Origin of the sequence: Blautia massiliensis (ex Liu et al. 2021), assembly GCF_052064225.1 — a bacterium.
Classification (GTDB): domain Bacteria; phylum Bacillota; class Clostridia; order Lachnospirales; family Lachnospiraceae; genus Blautia_A; species Blautia_A fusiformis.
This window is the reverse complement of the sequence record NZ_JBQHWA010000020.1, coordinates 51,737-67,164: the sequence shown is the minus strand read 5'-3', so window position 1 is coordinate 67,164 and position 15,428 is coordinate 51,737. Positions and strand designations below refer to the sequence as shown.

The following is a 15,428-nucleotide window of genomic DNA, read 5'->3' as shown; positions in this document are numbered from 1 at the left end:
TTGTTTACATCCGCCAAGATGCAACTCAATCATACCTTGAGGTTCTTTTTTATTCAATTGGCGCTTTTAATGAATTACAGGAATGCTCCTTTATCATTTAATGCTGTGCATGTTTGGGAATAAGCGCACTATCTAATGGTGTAGTCCTTCACAATGCCATTGGCCCACTTACGAAACTGCACTGCTCGCTCATTATTAACCTTGAATCCAACCGCAATAATCATTTGAAGATTATAATGCTTTGTATCACGGGTCACCTGACGGGAACCTTCGGTTTGAACTATTCGGAAATTCCGAATAGTTGCAGACTCTTCTAATTCACTATCTGCATAAATCTTTTTAATATGTTCATTTATCGTTGGCAAACCAACGTCATACAATGTGGCCATCATCTTCTGTGTCAGCCATATATTCTCATCCTCATAGCGCATCTCAATGCTGTCCTGCTGATCACCAATAGAGGCAATATAGGTTAAGTATTCTGCTGTGCTAGAACGGATGGTTATTTCATCTTTTTTCTTTTTCAAATAGGAGGCCTCCTTCCCCAACAAATTACTCTATAATAAACTAATTTCTACATACTCTCATCGTCCGTGACAACGCTTATACTTCTTTCCGCTTCCGCACGGACACAATTCATTGCGGCCTATCTTCTTCGGCCATTTTACTCTTTCCTGAACCATAATAGGAATTTTTCCATCATACATAAGTTCAAGTTCCCTCAGACGATACAAATATTCAGAGATACCCAATATAGCTTGAAACATATGCATAGCTTCATTTTCAAACTGAAGAAGGTATTCTGTTTTCTTTTTTGTTCTGTCTTTCGGATTAGGAATATACGTTATCAGCTGGTCTACTGAATTGTATTCAACATCATTATGACCGATAGCATTTCTGAATTTCGCATTCACGAGTGTTTTCAAAAAGCCTGTGTAAACTTCAGAATCCAAACAGAAATGATATCTTGATGCTTTTGTGAGTTTAATATAGTCCTCCAAAGAATTTACATTCTTCTCAATCGGATTCATAGCATTTATATCAGACCTGTATTTAATATTATTAATAAATGTCTCATCGCCCTTGTCGTCATCTTTCTTTAATGTAAGAACTTTATCTTTCCAAATACCATTCATCTTTTCACGAGAAGAATCGGATTTAATTTCCGAAAGAATATAGCCCTTTAACATTTCTGTAGATGTAAGGCTCAAACCACGGTCGTTCATAGTAACAAATACTTTATGAGCATCTTGCTCAGTTGTTGCAACAATCTCAATAAAGAATACTTTCTCCGCAACCCAATCACAGAAATGCAATAACATATCATCTGTAATATCAGCAGGAAAAACATCCTGAATATCCTGATATCGACCATAAAGGTTCTTTACAGACTCTCCGGCACCGGTAGTATCAAAATCAGTATCGTTGAAAATTGCATTCATACAATCCTGACGGTCATCAACATTGATGTTGAAAGACTTAGTACCGAAGGATTCTGAGAAAATCATAGTCTCAATCATGTTATAACTCTGGCCGATAGTCTTTAATCTGTTATTAAGATACATCAGCAATAGTGTCAAAGACGAAAATCTTTGCTGACCATCAATAATCGCATTTTCTCTTCCTGCCAGAACAATGGAGCCCATGAAATATGCGCCATAATCAGCTACAGCTTGTCTTGGATCATCTGTTTTATAATATTCCAAGAATTCTGATGTAAGGTCATCGATCAATTCTTCTATGTGCTTACGCTGCCACATATATTCACGCTGATAATAGTGAATAGAATATTTTGTATTCTGTAATAATTGTTTTAGATTCTTAGGCGAACCTTCAATTTTCTTCATTAGGCATCCTCCTCCAGAAACAGTTTCGGAGCATTAAACCTAATACTTGCTGCTTCTGTCATCACACTCGTGTTTCCACAATCCAACAAAGATAAGCGTAGTCTTAACTCATCAGTGCTTCCATCATGGGCCACATACTCGTCTTTATGTTTTTTGATAAAAGTTGCTGACTCTCTTGAAAAGCCATTTCGCTGCAACAAAATCGTTAATGGATTTGTGGTTCCAAACTCGACATATTCATACCAGTTCTTCTTGCCCTGGAGGATGAATCTGTCATCAAGTGGGCATTCAATGCAGCTTTTGAACGCATCTGCCTTTCTCGTTTCTTAGGATACCCGACCGGAGAATATCTAGAACCTGAAAGCTGGCGTTGCTCTATGATTTGGGCTGCCACAATGGGACTCCCACTCTCCTTGGAGGGTGTCGGTGCTGTTCTCGGTTTGAAAAAACAAAAGCTCTCAGAAGGAAAAGATCTCATCAAATATTTTTGCCAGCCCTGTACTCCTACTAAGACTAATGGACAGCGTACAAGGAATCGTCCCTTCCATGCTCCGGACAAGTAATACAGGCGCTTCTGTCTACGATGACAGATGAATTTTATTCATATAAAAATGGAGCTCTTGTTTTTACACAAAAAGCTCCACTTCTGTTTATTTATTTGAATTTATAATTCCTTCGATATCTCGACCACCGTAGAATATTCGTGCTACTGTAACTGTCCTCTCTTTATCATCGACAAGATAATACACAATAAAGTTGTCTACCGGAAGCTGATGCATTTTCATCGAATGCCAAGGCTCCCATTCAACTAACGTATAACGAGCTGGCATGAAATCCAATGAACGAACTTCCTTTCGTATGCGCCCCAGCTGAGCTGCGGCTGTCTCCGGAACAAGAAGTTCATTCGCAATATACGAATAGATTTCACGCAAATCACCAAGTGCATCTACAGAATAGCCGACATTGTAGCTATCCGTCATATGCCAAACTCCTTTGCAAGTGCTGCATCGACTTCATCTGCAGAATATACCTTTCCTGCTTTGATGGAATCAACACCTTTCTGGAGTTCTGCATCAAGTTCTTCTCTGGTCATTGCACCAACAGCTAATGGCTTAGAAGAAGGAAGTTTCAATTCAAACGGCATACCCTTTTTCAGTACGATCTGGCTATAAAGCATCTGAATTGCACTGGATGGAGAAATGCCAAGCTGGGAAAGAATGCTCTCAGCATTATCCTTGAGATTAGTATCTATTCTTGCATAAACAGCGGATGTATTTGCCATAGTATCGCCTCCTTTTTCTTTATTATATCCGTTTTTGCTTGCATTTGCAAGCATTTGCATAGATTATTTTATAACGAAACTTTGAATTTAATACGCCTCTTAAGGCAGAAAGGAATATTTATGGGATTTTTATCGGGGCTATTTCATTCCAGAGACAAGCCCACCAACAGTACCAATGGCAGCGTCTATCGTTTTCTCTTTGTTGGAAGCAACTTCGACAAAACCGTTAATGAACGAAGTGCCATGCAGATGACTGCAGTCTACGTCTGTGTCAGAATTCTTTCGGGATCCATTACAGGACTGCCGATCCATATTTATAAGTATACTGACTCCGGTAGTAAAGAAAAGGCAATCAAACATCCTCTGTATCGACTGATTCACGATGAGTCAAATCCGGAAATGTCATCGAGCTAGCCATCGCAACAGAAGAATATGGTGCTAGGTTCTTTGCAGATTCCTACCGCACGCTCAAAATAGAATCAACCCTGGAACAAGAATTAAAATATGTGATTCAACGTCAAAAATCAATCGTATGAAATATGGTGGAAACTACATGAAAACCAATCTGTTACCAGATGGTTCAATTGCTCAGATTAAGGCAGATGTAACTGTAAGCTATCAGGAAATTACTCCGTTATGCGTCAAAGATAGTGGAAGCCTTGTAACTCCTGACTCCTTTAAATACTGCGCCAGAGTAATTCATATGGAGCTTGGCAACGTTCTGTTTCATGCTCACTGTCTGCGGCACACTCACGGAACGATCCTTGCAGAAAACGGAGTTAATCCCAAGACAGTTATGGAACGGTTGGGGCATAAGGATATACAGACAACACTTCGTACATATACGTTTAATACTGAAGTTATGCAACAGACCGCTGTTGATGTTTTTGAGCAGGCAGTTCAATAAATACAAAAAACGGTTGAGCAACTCTAGTTGGTTCAGAGAGTTCAACCGTTTTCCTTATTAATTCGTTATTTTAGTTTTGCGGGTGGCAAATGGGTGGCAAATCCACTGAACTTCACAGTTTCAATCCCAGAAACCCGCTTATTTACGGCAAATTAACGCTACCGTCTCAACATGGAACGAGACAATGGCTTGAATGTCCACAGTACATGGGAACAAATCCAATGGGTATGTATGAGGGAACAAGTCAACATTAGGTTACCTCTCAATGAAAAACTGAACCTGCGCTTGTAATTCTTCACTGAATCCCGCTAAATCATCCAGAGTGATAGCACCTTCACGAATCAGATCCACAATACCGTATCCTGAAAACCACATTTTACTAAGGAGACCCGAAAGAAATCACCGGATTACATACGGAAGCCCTGGGAGTGCTTTTCCCGGTTGACAGTATGGACAGCTGTGAGGAAATGATGATTCAAGACTGGCCGGGCGCTCTTTACAAGAAAGATGACACGGCATTTCTCTGTTGGACTTATTCTCCGGAAGTCACTTATGTTCTGGAATACACTCCAAGCAAAATTGATGATTCCGAAATCATCAAGATGGCTGAAAGTGCAGAACCTGTAAAATAAAAACCACAGTCTACACTTCAAATCGGAGCGTGACTGTGACTTTTTATTTATGCACGGGCATGATTTTTCTATCATTCCTTCTTGGAAAAATGTGATTTTATCACGGAGAGCGCCTCCGAAACAGGTTATACTACAAATACAAAACACAAGGAGGTATTCTTATGAGACTGAAAGATAAAGTTGCAATCATCACCGGAGGCAGCCGTGGCATTGGCTACGCTACCGCAGACAAATTTTTGAAGGAAGGTGCTACGGTAATCCTGACCGCAAGCTCACAAGGTTCTGCTGACAAAGCGGTTGCGCAGCTGAAAGAAAAGTACCCTGATGCAACAGTTGCGGGAATCAGTCCTAACCTGTCCAATTTGGAATCTGTCCGCAATGCGTTCCGAGAAGCTGCCTCAAAATACGGTTGCATTGATATTCTGGTGAACAATGCCGGTATATCCGAAAGCACTCCCTTTACCGAGTATACGGAGGAAACCTTTGATAAGGTTATGAATCTGAATGTAAAAGGCGTGTTCAATGCTACAAGAGCCGCCAGTGAGTGCATGATTGCAAAAGGTCAAGGTGTTATTCTCTCCACCTCCTCAATGGTCAGCATTTACGGCCAGCCCAGTGGCTTTGCTTATCCCGCATCCAAATTTGCTGTCAATGGCCTGACGGTTTCCCTTGCCCGAGAATTGGGTCCGAAGGGTATTCGAGTGAATGCAGTCGCTCCCGGTATTACCCTGACCGATATGATGAAGGCTGTTCCCAAGGAAGTAATTGATCCGCTCATCAAGCAGATCCCTCTGCGCCGCCTGGGTCAGCCGGAGGATATTGCCAATGCATTTGTGTTCCTGGCATCTGACGAAGCATCCTATATCACGGGCGTTGTGCTCAGTGTAGACGGAATGGCAAGAACATAAAAAAGGAAACAGGGCAGCTGGAAACGGCTGCCCTATCTTCAAAATATGGAGGTATACACATGAAAAGAATCATTCCCATTTTAATGACTTTACTGCTTCTCTCTGGTTGTGCAACGCAATCCGCTGAAAAAACCTATCGACAGATTACTATGGAGGAAGCTATTACGATGATGGAGGAGGAAACCGGATACATCATCCTCGATGTTCGTACTGCTCAGGAATATAGCGAAAAGCATATTCCCGGTGCTATCAATATTGCCAACGAATCCATTGGCACAGAGGATATCTCTGAACTGCCGGATAAAGATCAGCTGATTCTGGTATACTGCCGCAGCGGTAATCGGAGTAAGCAGGCATCTGAAAAACTGGTGAAACTGGGCTACACCAATATCATTGAGATCGGCGGAATTAATAGTTGGCCCGGTGAAACAGTCACCGGCGATAAGTGATAAAATCACAGAACAAGGAACGACTACTGGATATAATAAAGCCATAAAAAAGAAAACAGGAGGACTTAAATATGTCTGCTATCAGTGTTAATAAAAACAATTTCAATCAAGAGGTTTTGAACTCGGACAAGCCCGTCCTGATGGATTTCTGGGCTCCCTGGTGTGGTCCTTGCCGCATGGTAGTTCCTCTGGTAGAGGAGATTGCCAAGGAGCGCTCCGATATCAAGGTTGTTAAAATTAATGTGGATGAGGAACAGGAACTGGCTATGCAGTTCGGTGTGATGAGCATACCCACTCTGGTGGTTATGAAGAACGGAAAGATTGTCAATCAAGTCACCGGTGCCAGACCTAAGGCTCAGATTCTCGCCATGCTGTAAGGAGGTGCAAAGATGAGATTCTTCGATTTCCTGAAAGGCCCTGACATCAATCAGGGTGTCAAAGAATATAGCACTACGGATGGCGCAGTCCTGCTGGATGTTCGCACCCCCGACGAATACCGGCAGGGGCATATCCCCGGCAGTAAAAATGTTCCTTTGCAGTCCATTGACAAAGTGGCTGGCATGATTGACAATAAAGCTACCCCCATCTTTGTACACTGTCTCAGTGGTGCAAGAAGCCGCCAGGCAGCTGCTGTTTTGCAGCAGCTGGGTTATACCAACGTGAAAAACATAGGCGGAATTTCCGCTTATGCAGGAAAGGTGGAACGATAATATGAAAGTTGTCATTGTAGGCGGTGTGGCAGGCGGTGCTACCGCTGCCGCCCGTATTCGCAGACTGAATGAGCAGGCAGAAATCGTAGTTTTTGAGCGCTCGGGGTATATCTCCTATGCCAACTGTGGTCTGCCATACTATATCGGTGATGTGATTACCGATCGGTCGGATCTGACCCTCCAGACCCCGGAAAGCTTCTTCTCCCGGTTCCGTGTGAACATGAAGGTGCGCCATGAGGTCACAGCGATTCATCCTGAAGAAAAAACCGTTTCCGTGAAAAATCTGGAAACCGGTGAGGAGTTTGAGGAGAGCTATGACAAGCTGATTCTCTCTCCCGGAGCCAAGCCTACCCAGCCCCGGCTTCCCGGTGTAGGTCTTGATAAGCTGTTTACCCTGCGCACTGTTGAAGATACCTTCTGCATCAAGGATTACATCAATACAAACCATCCCAAATCCGCTGTACTGGCAGGTGGTGGCTTCATTGGATTGGAGCTGGCAGAAAACCTGCGAGAGCTGGGGATGGATGTCACCATTGTCCAGCGTCCAAAACAGCTTATGAATCCCTTTGATGCCGATATGGCTTCTTTCATCCATAATGAAATGCGCAAGCACGGTGTAAAGCTGGCACTTGGTCATACCGTAGAGGGGTTTGAGGAAAGGGACGGCGGCGTGGATGTGCTGCTGAAAGACGAACAGCCTCTCCATGCGGATATGGTAATCCTGGCCATTGGTGTTTCTCCCGAAACCACCCTTGCAAAGGATGCCGGGTTGGAACTGGGCATTAAAGGAAGTATTGTGGTCAATGACCGAATGGAAACCTCCATTTCCGACATCTATGCCGTGGGCGATGCGGTGCAGGTGAAGCACTTCGTCACCGGGCAGGATGCTCTGATCTCTTTGGCTGGCCCTGCCAATAAACAGGGACGAATCGCTGCGGACAACATCTGTGGCGGAGACAGCCATTATACCGGCTCCCAAGGCAGCAGTGTCATCAAGATCTTCGGCATGACTGCCGCTACTACCGGCGTAAATGAGACCAACGCCAGAAAAACAGGGCTGGATGTTGATACGGTTATCCTGTCGCCCATGAGCCATGCAGGTTACTACCCCGGCGGGAAAGTCATGACAATGAAGGTGGTCTTTGAAAAGGCGACTTATCGCCTGCTGGGTGCGCAGATCGTAGGCTATGAAGGTGTGGATAAGCGCATTGATGTGCTGGCCACCGCTATCCGGGCAGGAATGAAAGCCACGGAACTGAAGGATCTGGATCTGGCCTACGCACCGCCTTATTCCTCTGCGAAAGACCCGGTAAATATGGCTGGCTTTATGGTTGAGAATATCGCAAACGGTGTTCTGAAACAATGGCATCTGGAAGATGCAGATCGTCTTCCTCGTGACGGAAGCGTAACTCTGTTGGACACCCGCACTGTGGAAGAATTCGCACACGGACACATTGACGGCTTCTTTAACATCCCGGTGGACGAGCTGCGGGAGCGGCTGGGTGAGCTGGACAAGCGTAAGAGAGTCTACGTCATCTGTCAGAGCGGTCTGCGCAGCTACATTGCCTGTCGTATCCTGGCCGGAAACGGCTTTGACTGCTATAACTTCTCCGGCGGCTTCCGGTTCTATGATGCTGTGACCAATGATCACTGTCTCATTGAATCGGCTACCGCCTGCGGCATGGACAAATAAACAACCGCCGCATCTCTCCAACAATTTTGGTAGAGATGCGGCGGATTTTCATCCTCTGACTGCAGCAAACATTTCAAACATCTGAATCACACTTTACCCCAAAAAGAAATCACTGACCAGCATCACACAGAATCCGGCCAGGAGCGCATAGGTTGCTCCGGTCTCGCTGCCGTGGGCATGGGTTTCGGGAATCATTTCATCACTGATGACATAGAGCATGGTTCCTCCCGCAAAGGCCAGAGCAAAGGGGAGAATGGCCGAAGCAATGCTTACGGCCCAATATCCCAGAAGCGTACCGACGACTTCGATCAGCCCGGTCACCATGGCGCAGACAAAGGTTTTTACCGGGGATACGCCTGCTGCCAGCATGGGCGCAATGATCACCATGCCTTCGGGGATGTTCTGCAGGGCGATACCGCAGGCGATCATCATCGCCTGCGCCGTGTCTTCACTTCCAAAGCTGACACCGGCGGCAATCCCCTCCGGCAGGTTATGGATCGCGATGGCTGTGACAAACAGCAATACCTTGTCAAGGTTGGTGCTGCGGTGTGTTTCCGTATCGGTTCCCACCAGCTTATGCAGGTGGGGAACCAGCTTATCAATGAGATTCAGGCACACCGCCCCAGTAAAGATCCCGATGATGGAAACGAGAATCCCATGGGTTCCGCCATAATTGAGAGATGGCAGAATCAGTCCCAGTACAGCCGCAGACAGCATAACACCTGCCGCAAAGGACAGCACTATGTCGGAGAATTTGTGGGAGATATTCCGAAAGACAAAGCCAATGAGACTTCCAAAAATGGTCGCGCCCCCCACGCCGAGGGCGGTGAGCAATACGATTTTCATCATCAACGATACAGGTCTTCTATGTATCAGAAAGTTCCTGCAATCTCCTTTCTTCACAAATCTCCACGGTGCCCCGCGCCAGCTTCACCATACCCTCGTTCTGGAAATAGCGAAGCATTCGGGTAACTACCTCACGGGCGGTGCCCATGTGGCCCGCAATGGTTTCATGGGTAATCTTGAGGATGTTTGTTTCCTCTAAGCTGCATTCCTCCAGCAGAAATTCTGCCAGCCTTTTATCAAAGCTTTTCCACATGATCTGCTCCATGAGCCACATAACCTCAGAAAAACGGGTAGCCATAATTTCATTGGTAAAATTAGCTACCACAGCAGACTCTTTCATAATGCGCTGATAAGTGTCAGCAGAAATAACCCACATCGTGGTATCCTTCTGCGCCTCAATGGTGATCTCAAACTGAATGCTGTTCATCATACAGGAGGCGGAAAACAGGCAAATATCCCGATCAAACAAACGATAGAGGCTAATCTCCCGTCCTTCATCGGAAAGAATATAGGCACGAAGCTGTCCGCTTCTTACCAGCAGAAGACCGGTACACTCCACAGTTCCGTTGTGAATCACAGTCCCTTTGTCCACTTTTCGTAAAACTGCATTTTGCTCCAAAATCTGCTGCTGGGTCGGTGTCAGTTTGTTCCAAATTGGAAAATAGGATGAAAAATCCATGGGTACACCTCCTTGAATACATATAGTATAAAACAATTTATAGCATATGTCAATAATTCCGTTGACATATAGGAAAAGGAGATGTACAATGGTCGTATAAATGGCATATGCCGCAAATAATATGGAGGTGAATCTATGCCAAGACCGAGAAAATGCAGAAAAGTTTGTTGTTTGCCGGATAATGATGGTTTTGTTCCGGTTCGTGGCGGCGAGGAACTGACTCCCATTGTCCTGAATGTGGATGAGTATGAATCCATTCGCCTGATTGACCGTGAAGGTTTTTCTCAGGAGCAATGCGGAGAATATATGCGTATTGCCAGAACAACGGTTCAGCAGATTTATGCAGCTGCCCGCAAAAAACTGGCCGATGCGCTGGTTGAGGGACTTCCTCTGCGAATCGAGGGAGGGGATTTTACACTCTGCAGCGGAAACAGCGCAGCCTACGGGTGCAGAAATTGCTATCAGCAAAAAATCCATCCGATGCACGAAAAACCGAAAGGAGATAATATTATGAGAATTGCAGTCACTTATGAAAACGGAGAAATCTTTCAGCACTTCGGTCACACCGAACAGTTTAAAATCTACGATGTGGAAGATGGAAAAATCATTTCGTCTGAGGTTGTGGATGCTGGCGGCAGCGGACATGGTGCACTGGCAGGCGTCCTGAGTGCACTGAAGGTGGATGCCCTGATCTGCGGCGGTATTGGCGGCGGTGCCCAGATGGCACTGAGCGATGTGGGTATCCGGCTTTATGGTGGTGTTTCCGGCAACGCTGATGCAGCAGCAGAAGCACTGGCAGCAGGCGAGCTGGACTTCAACCCCAATGTCCGGTGTGATCATCACGACCACCATGGGGAAGGTCACTCTTGCGGTTCCCACGGCTGCGGCCATCACTCCTGTGACTGAAATAGGTGATTAAGTCACGGAATATGTGTCGTGATTTGATAAAATATAGATAAAGGAGGCGGTAAAACCTATGAAACAATATGTTTGCGGCATTTGTGGATATATTCACGATGAAGCTGTCGGTGGCAAGTGGGAAGACCTACCTGCCGATTGGAAGTGTCCTGTCTGTAAAGCAGGCAAAGACGCTTTCAAACCCAAAGAAGAAAAAACAGCGTCCCAGGAGGTCCTTGAAAAGCCCCATGTGGACAAGGAACTCTCTCCCATGGAAATGAGCATCATCTGCTCCAATCTGGCCCGTGGCTGCGAAAAGCAGTATCTGCCCCAGCAGGCAGATGATTTCAGAAAACTGGCAGAGTTCTTCAGAAGCAAGGCTGCGCCCGTCGAGGAGGCCAGCACAGCCAAGCTGCTGGAACTCATTGACAAGGATTTGTCTGTAGGGTATCCCTATGGCAATGCTATAGCCGGTGAAAAGCCTGATCGGGGTGGTCTGCGCTGTCAGGTATGGAGTGAAAAGGTTACCCGAATGCTCCAATCTCTGCTGACTCGATATGAATCTGAGGGAGACAAGATGTTGGAAAACACCGGTGTCTGGGTTTGCACGGTCTGTGGTTTTGTCTATGTTGGTGACATAGCTCCGGAGCTATGTCCGGTGTGTAAGGTTCCCAGTTGGAAATTTGAAAAAATGGAAGGGAGGGCATAACTATGGCTGAAAAATATGCAGTAAGAAATCTTCGCTTATGTACCAAGGATTGCCTTTGCCTCTATGTCTGCCCAACCGGAGCGACTGATACAGAGAACAGCATCATTGATCCTGAAAAGTGTATCGGCTGCGGTGCCTGTGCTGAAGCCTGTCCATCCTCTGCAATCTCTATGGTTCCAAAAGAACTGCCGCCGCAGCAGCCGAAAGAAGAAAAAGTTGTCGAAGCACTTCGTGGCTTAGTTCAAAGCAAAGCCAATGCAGAGAACATTGCTTCGCAGCTTCCTGATGTCTTGAGCGTCGCTGTGGAAAAATCCTCTCGCCTGATGGCTGAGGATCTGTGCAGAGAAGCCGGCTTTATGCTGCCTCAGAGCAGCAACACCAGATCGTTTCTGGAAAGTATTAAAACGTATCCCGGCATTCCTGTGGATGCTGTGGAATCCCTGTTAAAAAACATTCAATTCAATGAAAAAACGGAGGAAAAGAAAATGGAAAAGTGGAAATGCTCTGTCTGCGGCTATATTCATGAAGGCCCCATGACCCCTGATTTCAAGTGCCCTGTCTGCAAGCAGCCCGCCGACAAGTTTGTGAAGATTGAGGATGCTGCGGCTCCTGCAAAGAATCCCTATGCAGGCACCAAAACCGAGAAAAATCTGTGGGAAGCCTTTGCTGGTGAATCTCAGGCACGCAACAAATATACTTACTTTGCTTCAGTAGCCAAGAAAGCCGGTTACGAGCAGATTGCTGCTCTGTTCCTGCATACTGCACAGAACGAGATGGAGCACGCCAAGCTGTGGTTCAAAGCTCTGGGCGAGCTGGGCGATACTGCCGAGAACCTGCTCCATGCTGCTGAAGGTGAGAACGCCGAGTGGACGGATATGTATGACCGCATGGCTCGTGAAGCTGATGAGGAGGGATTCCATGATCTGGCTGAACAGTTCCGTGGCGTAGCTGCCATTGAGAAGATGCACGAGGAGCGCTACCGCAAGCTTTTGAGCAACGTGGAGACCATGCAGGTGTTTGAGAAGAGCGGCGTTACCATCTGGGAGTGCCGTAACTGCGGACATATCGTAGTAGGAACCAAGGCTCCTGAGATCTGCCCTGTCTGCAAGCATCCTCAGGCATTCTTCGAAGTGCGTGCGGAAAATTACTAAGAATCAATAGCCTAAAGATGATGGAAGTATAAAAGGCAGTATGCCGCCTGTCGGTTTCCCGGCAGGCGGTTTTTTACAGGAGGATGCCTATGATTCAAGATAATGCCAGCTTTACCTTTTTACATCGCATAGAGGAAGTAGAACTGAACATTGAGGATGGACGCTGGCAATCTGCTTTGGCATTGGCGCTGACTTTGCCTGATATTTGTGGCGGAATTGCTTTCCCAGAAATTGTAAAGCGTTATCGGGATGGGCGTGCTGTTCTGGACAGAAACCAGAGACCAACTCGTGATGTAGGAAATCAATATATTCGTTGGTTTGATACATACGCAGCACCTTTCTTTAAAGTCTCTGCGCAGGATATCTCGCCCTATATCTGCGGAGAACGATGCTGGCAGCTTCGCTGTGAATACCTACACCAGAACAAAGGCTTTGCAAATACTGAGGACAATACTTCGATTCGTTTTCACCTGGGCGTGAATTGCGGAACCTCAGTTTGTCAACTGGATAGAATTGGTTCTGACAATAGCCTTACGGACATCCGTATCGATATTGAACAGTTTTGCCGAAGAATGTGTCAAGCGGTCAGAGCTTATTATGAAGCAGTACATACAGAAAAAGATTTCAACCTTTATAATACGCCAGTTCTTGATTTTATAAAGGCATCACAAGATGAGCAATCAAATGCCACGATTGCCATTATGTGCAGTGATCCAGCCTATGGGAACGGACTGAGACTGGTACTGCAGAAGTTATCCAAACATATCCTTGTATTTGAAACCCCGGAAGCTGCAAGAAAAAAGCTTGGAAAGAAAAAGCCTATGCTTTGGGTTGTTACAGAAGCTCTGACAAAACAGCCGGATCAGCCATGGCGGGCGGACAAAAGAACACCCGTGATTCTTCTATCCAATCAACTGGAATCAGAAATAACGATAGAAAAGAATGCAGGTAAGTTGATCATCTTGCCCATGCCTGTTCTACCAGGAAGTCTCCGTAATGCAGTTAAGGCTTATCTTTTGTTAAAGGAGGGAAAGCAATAAGAATGATTATTATTATCCTATCAATCATATTACTACTACTTCTTCTTACTTCTTTCCTCTATATTCAAAAGAAAAAAGTGATGTCGCTTCAACAGCAGATTGGTGATCTCCAAAATAAAATTAGTATTCTTGAGAAACAATATCTTGCAGCTGAACAGTATAACGATTCTCTCAGGCAGGAAGCATACACGGTTCATTTATATGCTTCTCTCTCGCTGGAGGAGGCAAGAAAAACATCCATAAAAGATAAGCAGTCTCAAATCATCCGTTCCAGTGAACATATCCTCGAGTTACTTAATAACGAAAAATTTTAGTGCGGCAGCAATGTCGCACTATTTTATGTGATCTCATCACCGAAATGTTATTTTAGATTGGCTATACTATAATCAAGCAAAGGAAAGGAGCTGGCAATATGGCAGTTATCAATATTAATAGAAATCAATTTGAAGAAATGGTGCATAGCGGAAAGACTGTTCTGGTGGAGTTTTCAGCCCCTTGGTGCGTATATTGCCGCCGTCTGGCTCCAGCATTGGAAAGCGTTGCTGAGGAATATAAGGATACGCTGATATTCACTGCTGTCAACATTGATGATGAACCGGAATTGGCTGAGACCGAGGCTATTGAAGTTGTCCCTACTCTGCTGATCTATCACAGCGGACAGACTCTTGGCTCTATCGTCGCTCCGGAATCCAGAGCGCAGCTGGTGGCTTTTATTGAGGAAACCTTACAGCACCGGACTCAGGAAGTAAATAATGCGCAGCATATCTATGACATGATCGTTGTAGGTGGCGGTCCCGGCGGGTATACCGCAGCCCTTTATGCTGCAAGAGCAGGAATGGACACCGTGGTTTTAGAAAAGCTGTCTGCCGGTGGGCAGATGGCTCTGACCGAGCAAATCGACAACTATCCCGGCTTCGAGGATGGCATCGACGGTTTCTCCCTGGGAGAAAAAATGAAGCGAGGAACGGAGCGGTTTGGTGTGGAAACCAAGCTGACTGAGGTGCTGTCTCTGGAACTGTCAGGTTCTGTAAAGAAAGCTGTGACCAGCGAAGGCGCTATGTACGCAAAATCCATCGTATTGGCTACAGGAGCCGGTCCCAGAGAGCTGGGTGTTGATGGGGAACAGGCGTTAATCGGTAAAGGTGTCCATTACTGTGCGGCCTGTGACGGAATGTTCTATCGGAACAAAACGGTTGTCATCGCAGGAGGTGGCAATACCGCTGCGGCGGATGCGCTGATTCTCTCCCGTATCTGCAAAAAAGTCATCGTCGTCCACCGCAGAGGCACCCTAAAAGCAACAAAGATCTACCATGAACCTTTGATGAAAACAGAAAATGTAGAATTTCTCTGGGACAGTGAGATTATAGCTCTGCTCCATAACGAAAAGCTGGCCGGTATCCAGATTAGGAATGTGAAAACTGGAGAAGAAAGTACCCTTGCTTGCGATGGTGTATTTGTAAGCGTGGGAAGAAAGCCTTCCACCGAATTGATGAAAGATCAGATTGAGATTGATCCGGCTGGATACATTATTGCAGATGAGAGTACCCGCACCAACATCCCCGGTGTGTTCGCCGTTGGGGATGTCCGCACAAAGGCATTACGGCAGGTCGTAACTGCTGTAGCCGATGGGGCAACTGCTGTTCACTATGCAGAGGAATATTTAGCAGGAGGAATGTGA

18 protein-coding genes and 5 pseudogenes are annotated in these 15,428 nt (G+C 45.8%); 17 read left to right on the top strand and 6 right to left on the bottom strand.

Annotated elements, in window-relative coordinates; all coding sequences use genetic code 11:
* Positions 1-131: 131 nt before the first annotated feature.
* Positions 132-527: pseudogene (locus ACTNDQ_RS09750) on the bottom strand (virulence RhuM family protein); the annotation flags it as partial.
* A 57-nt stretch (positions 528-584) separates the two neighbouring features.
* Complete coding sequence (locus tag ACTNDQ_RS09745; protein WP_441064467.1) at positions 585-1,847, bottom strand: GmrSD restriction endonuclease domain-containing protein; 1,263 nt, start codon at positions 1,845-1,847, stop codon at positions 585-587.
* 245 nt (positions 1,848-2,092) lie between these two features.
* On the opposite strand from ACTNDQ_RS09745, the pseudogene ACTNDQ_RS09740 reads away from it, so the two are divergent.
* Positions 2,093-2,407 (top strand): annotated as a pseudogene (locus ACTNDQ_RS09740) (hypothetical protein); the annotation flags it as partial.
* Between the two features lie 90 nt (positions 2,408-2,497).
* On the opposite strand, the gene ACTNDQ_RS09735 reads toward ACTNDQ_RS09740, so the two are convergent.
* Positions 2,498-2,827, bottom strand: a complete 330-nt coding sequence (locus tag ACTNDQ_RS09735; RefSeq protein WP_004851931.1) for a type II toxin-antitoxin system RelE/ParE family toxin — start codon at positions 2,825-2,827, stop codon at positions 2,498-2,500.
* Positions 2,824-3,129, bottom strand: a complete 306-nt coding sequence (locus tag ACTNDQ_RS09730; RefSeq protein ID WP_044906158.1) for a type II toxin-antitoxin system RelB/DinJ family antitoxin — start codon at positions 3,127-3,129, stop codon at positions 2,824-2,826. Before ACTNDQ_RS09730 ends, ACTNDQ_RS09735 begins: the two co-directional genes overlap by 4 nt.
* Before the next feature lie 120 nt (positions 3,130-3,249).
* On the opposite strand from ACTNDQ_RS09730, the pseudogene ACTNDQ_RS09725 reads away from it, so the two are divergent.
* From ACTNDQ_RS09725 to ACTNDQ_RS09690, 8 genes and pseudogenes are all read left to right on the top strand, one after another.
* A pseudogene (locus ACTNDQ_RS09725) lies at positions 3,250-3,537 on the top strand (phage portal protein); the annotation flags it as partial.
* A gap of 145 nt (positions 3,538-3,682) precedes the next feature.
* Positions 3,683-4,036, top strand: coding sequence for a tyrosine-type recombinase/integrase (locus tag ACTNDQ_RS09720; RefSeq protein ID WP_288788063.1), 354 nt, complete (start codon positions 3,683-3,685; stop codon positions 4,034-4,036).
* A gap of 428 nt (positions 4,037-4,464) precedes the next feature.
* Positions 4,465-4,668 (top strand): DUF4367 domain-containing protein, encoded by a 204-nt coding sequence (locus ACTNDQ_RS09715; protein ID WP_441064466.1) that lies wholly within the window; start codon positions 4,465-4,467, stop codon positions 4,666-4,668.
* Positions 4,669-4,829: 161 nt separating this feature from the next.
* The gene (locus ACTNDQ_RS09710) at positions 4,830-5,576 is read left to right on the top strand and encodes an SDR family NAD(P)-dependent oxidoreductase (RefSeq protein ID WP_441064465.1); all 747 of its coding nucleotides are present in this window, start codon (positions 4,830-4,832) and stop codon (positions 5,574-5,576) included.
* A gap of 59 nt (positions 5,577-5,635) precedes the next feature.
* Entirely contained in the window at positions 5,636-6,025 is a 390-nt protein-coding gene (locus tag ACTNDQ_RS09705) for a rhodanese-like domain-containing protein (protein WP_154433131.1), read from the top strand.
* A gap of 71 nt (positions 6,026-6,096) precedes the next feature.
* The gene (gene trxA / locus ACTNDQ_RS09700) at positions 6,097-6,402 is read left to right on the top strand and encodes a thioredoxin (RefSeq protein WP_118718022.1); all 306 of its coding nucleotides are present in this window, start codon (positions 6,097-6,099) and stop codon (positions 6,400-6,402) included.
* Positions 6,403-6,414: 12 nt separating this feature from the next.
* Entirely contained in the window at positions 6,415-6,735 is a 321-nt protein-coding gene (locus tag ACTNDQ_RS09695) for a rhodanese-like domain-containing protein (protein WP_154433133.1), read from the top strand.
* Position 6,736: 1 nt separating this feature from the next.
* Positions 6,737-8,428 carry an FAD-dependent oxidoreductase gene (locus tag ACTNDQ_RS09690; protein ID WP_441064464.1) on the top strand — a complete coding sequence of 564 codons (1,692 nt, stop codon included), beginning with the start codon at positions 6,737-6,739 and terminating at the stop codon, positions 8,426-8,428.
* Positions 8,429-8,521: 93 nt separating this feature from the next.
* Here ACTNDQ_RS09690 and ACTNDQ_RS09685 read toward each other — a convergent pair whose 3' ends face one another.
* Both ACTNDQ_RS09685 and ACTNDQ_RS09680 read right to left on the bottom strand, forming a co-directional pair.
* Positions 8,522-9,277, bottom strand: coding sequence for a ZIP family metal transporter (locus ACTNDQ_RS09685; RefSeq protein ID WP_441053419.1), 756 nt, complete (start codon positions 9,275-9,277; stop codon positions 8,522-8,524).
* Positions 9,278-9,293: 16 nt separating this feature from the next.
* Positions 9,294-9,953 (bottom strand): Crp/Fnr family transcriptional regulator, encoded by a 660-nt coding sequence (locus ACTNDQ_RS09680; RefSeq protein WP_441064463.1) that lies wholly within the window; start codon positions 9,951-9,953, stop codon positions 9,294-9,296.
* A 135-nt stretch (positions 9,954-10,088) separates the two neighbouring features.
* Between ACTNDQ_RS09680 and ACTNDQ_RS09675 the strand changes: the two genes are divergently transcribed.
* From ACTNDQ_RS09675 to trxB, 8 genes and pseudogenes are all read left to right on the top strand, one after another.
* Complete coding sequence (locus tag ACTNDQ_RS09675) at positions 10,089-10,859, top strand: NifB/NifX family molybdenum-iron cluster-binding protein (RefSeq protein WP_154433136.1); 771 nt, start codon at positions 10,089-10,091, stop codon at positions 10,857-10,859.
* Between the two features lie 70 nt (positions 10,860-10,929).
* On the top strand, positions 10,930-11,559 hold the full coding sequence (locus tag ACTNDQ_RS09670; protein ID WP_235249357.1) for a rubredoxin-like domain-containing protein: 630 nt from the start codon (positions 10,930-10,932) through the stop codon (positions 11,557-11,559).
* A gap of 2 nt (positions 11,560-11,561) precedes the next feature.
* Positions 11,562-12,131: pseudogene (locus ACTNDQ_RS09665) on the top strand (4Fe-4S binding protein); the annotation flags it as partial.
* Positions 12,132-12,149: 18 nt separating this feature from the next.
* Positions 12,150-12,710, top strand: a complete 561-nt coding sequence (gene rbr, locus ACTNDQ_RS09660) for a rubrerythrin (protein WP_334296353.1) — start codon at positions 12,150-12,152, stop codon at positions 12,708-12,710.
* A gap of 89 nt (positions 12,711-12,799) precedes the next feature.
* Positions 12,800-13,750: a hypothetical protein gene (locus tag ACTNDQ_RS09655; protein WP_441064462.1), complete on the top strand. Its 951-nt coding sequence runs from the start codon at positions 12,800-12,802 to the stop codon at positions 13,748-13,750.
* A gap of 2 nt (positions 13,751-13,752) precedes the next feature.
* On the top strand, positions 13,753-14,064 hold the full coding sequence (locus tag ACTNDQ_RS09650) for a hypothetical protein (RefSeq protein ID WP_256180645.1): 312 nt from the start codon (positions 13,753-13,755) through the stop codon (positions 14,062-14,064).
* A 98-nt stretch (positions 14,065-14,162) separates the two neighbouring features.
* Positions 14,163-14,459: pseudogene (locus ACTNDQ_RS09645) on the top strand (thioredoxin family protein); the annotation flags it as partial.
* A 63-nt stretch (positions 14,460-14,522) separates the two neighbouring features.
* The gene (trxB, locus tag ACTNDQ_RS09640; RefSeq protein ID WP_441064469.1) at positions 14,523-15,428 is read left to right on the top strand and encodes a thioredoxin-disulfide reductase; all 906 of its coding nucleotides are present in this window, start codon (positions 14,523-14,525) and stop codon (positions 15,426-15,428) included.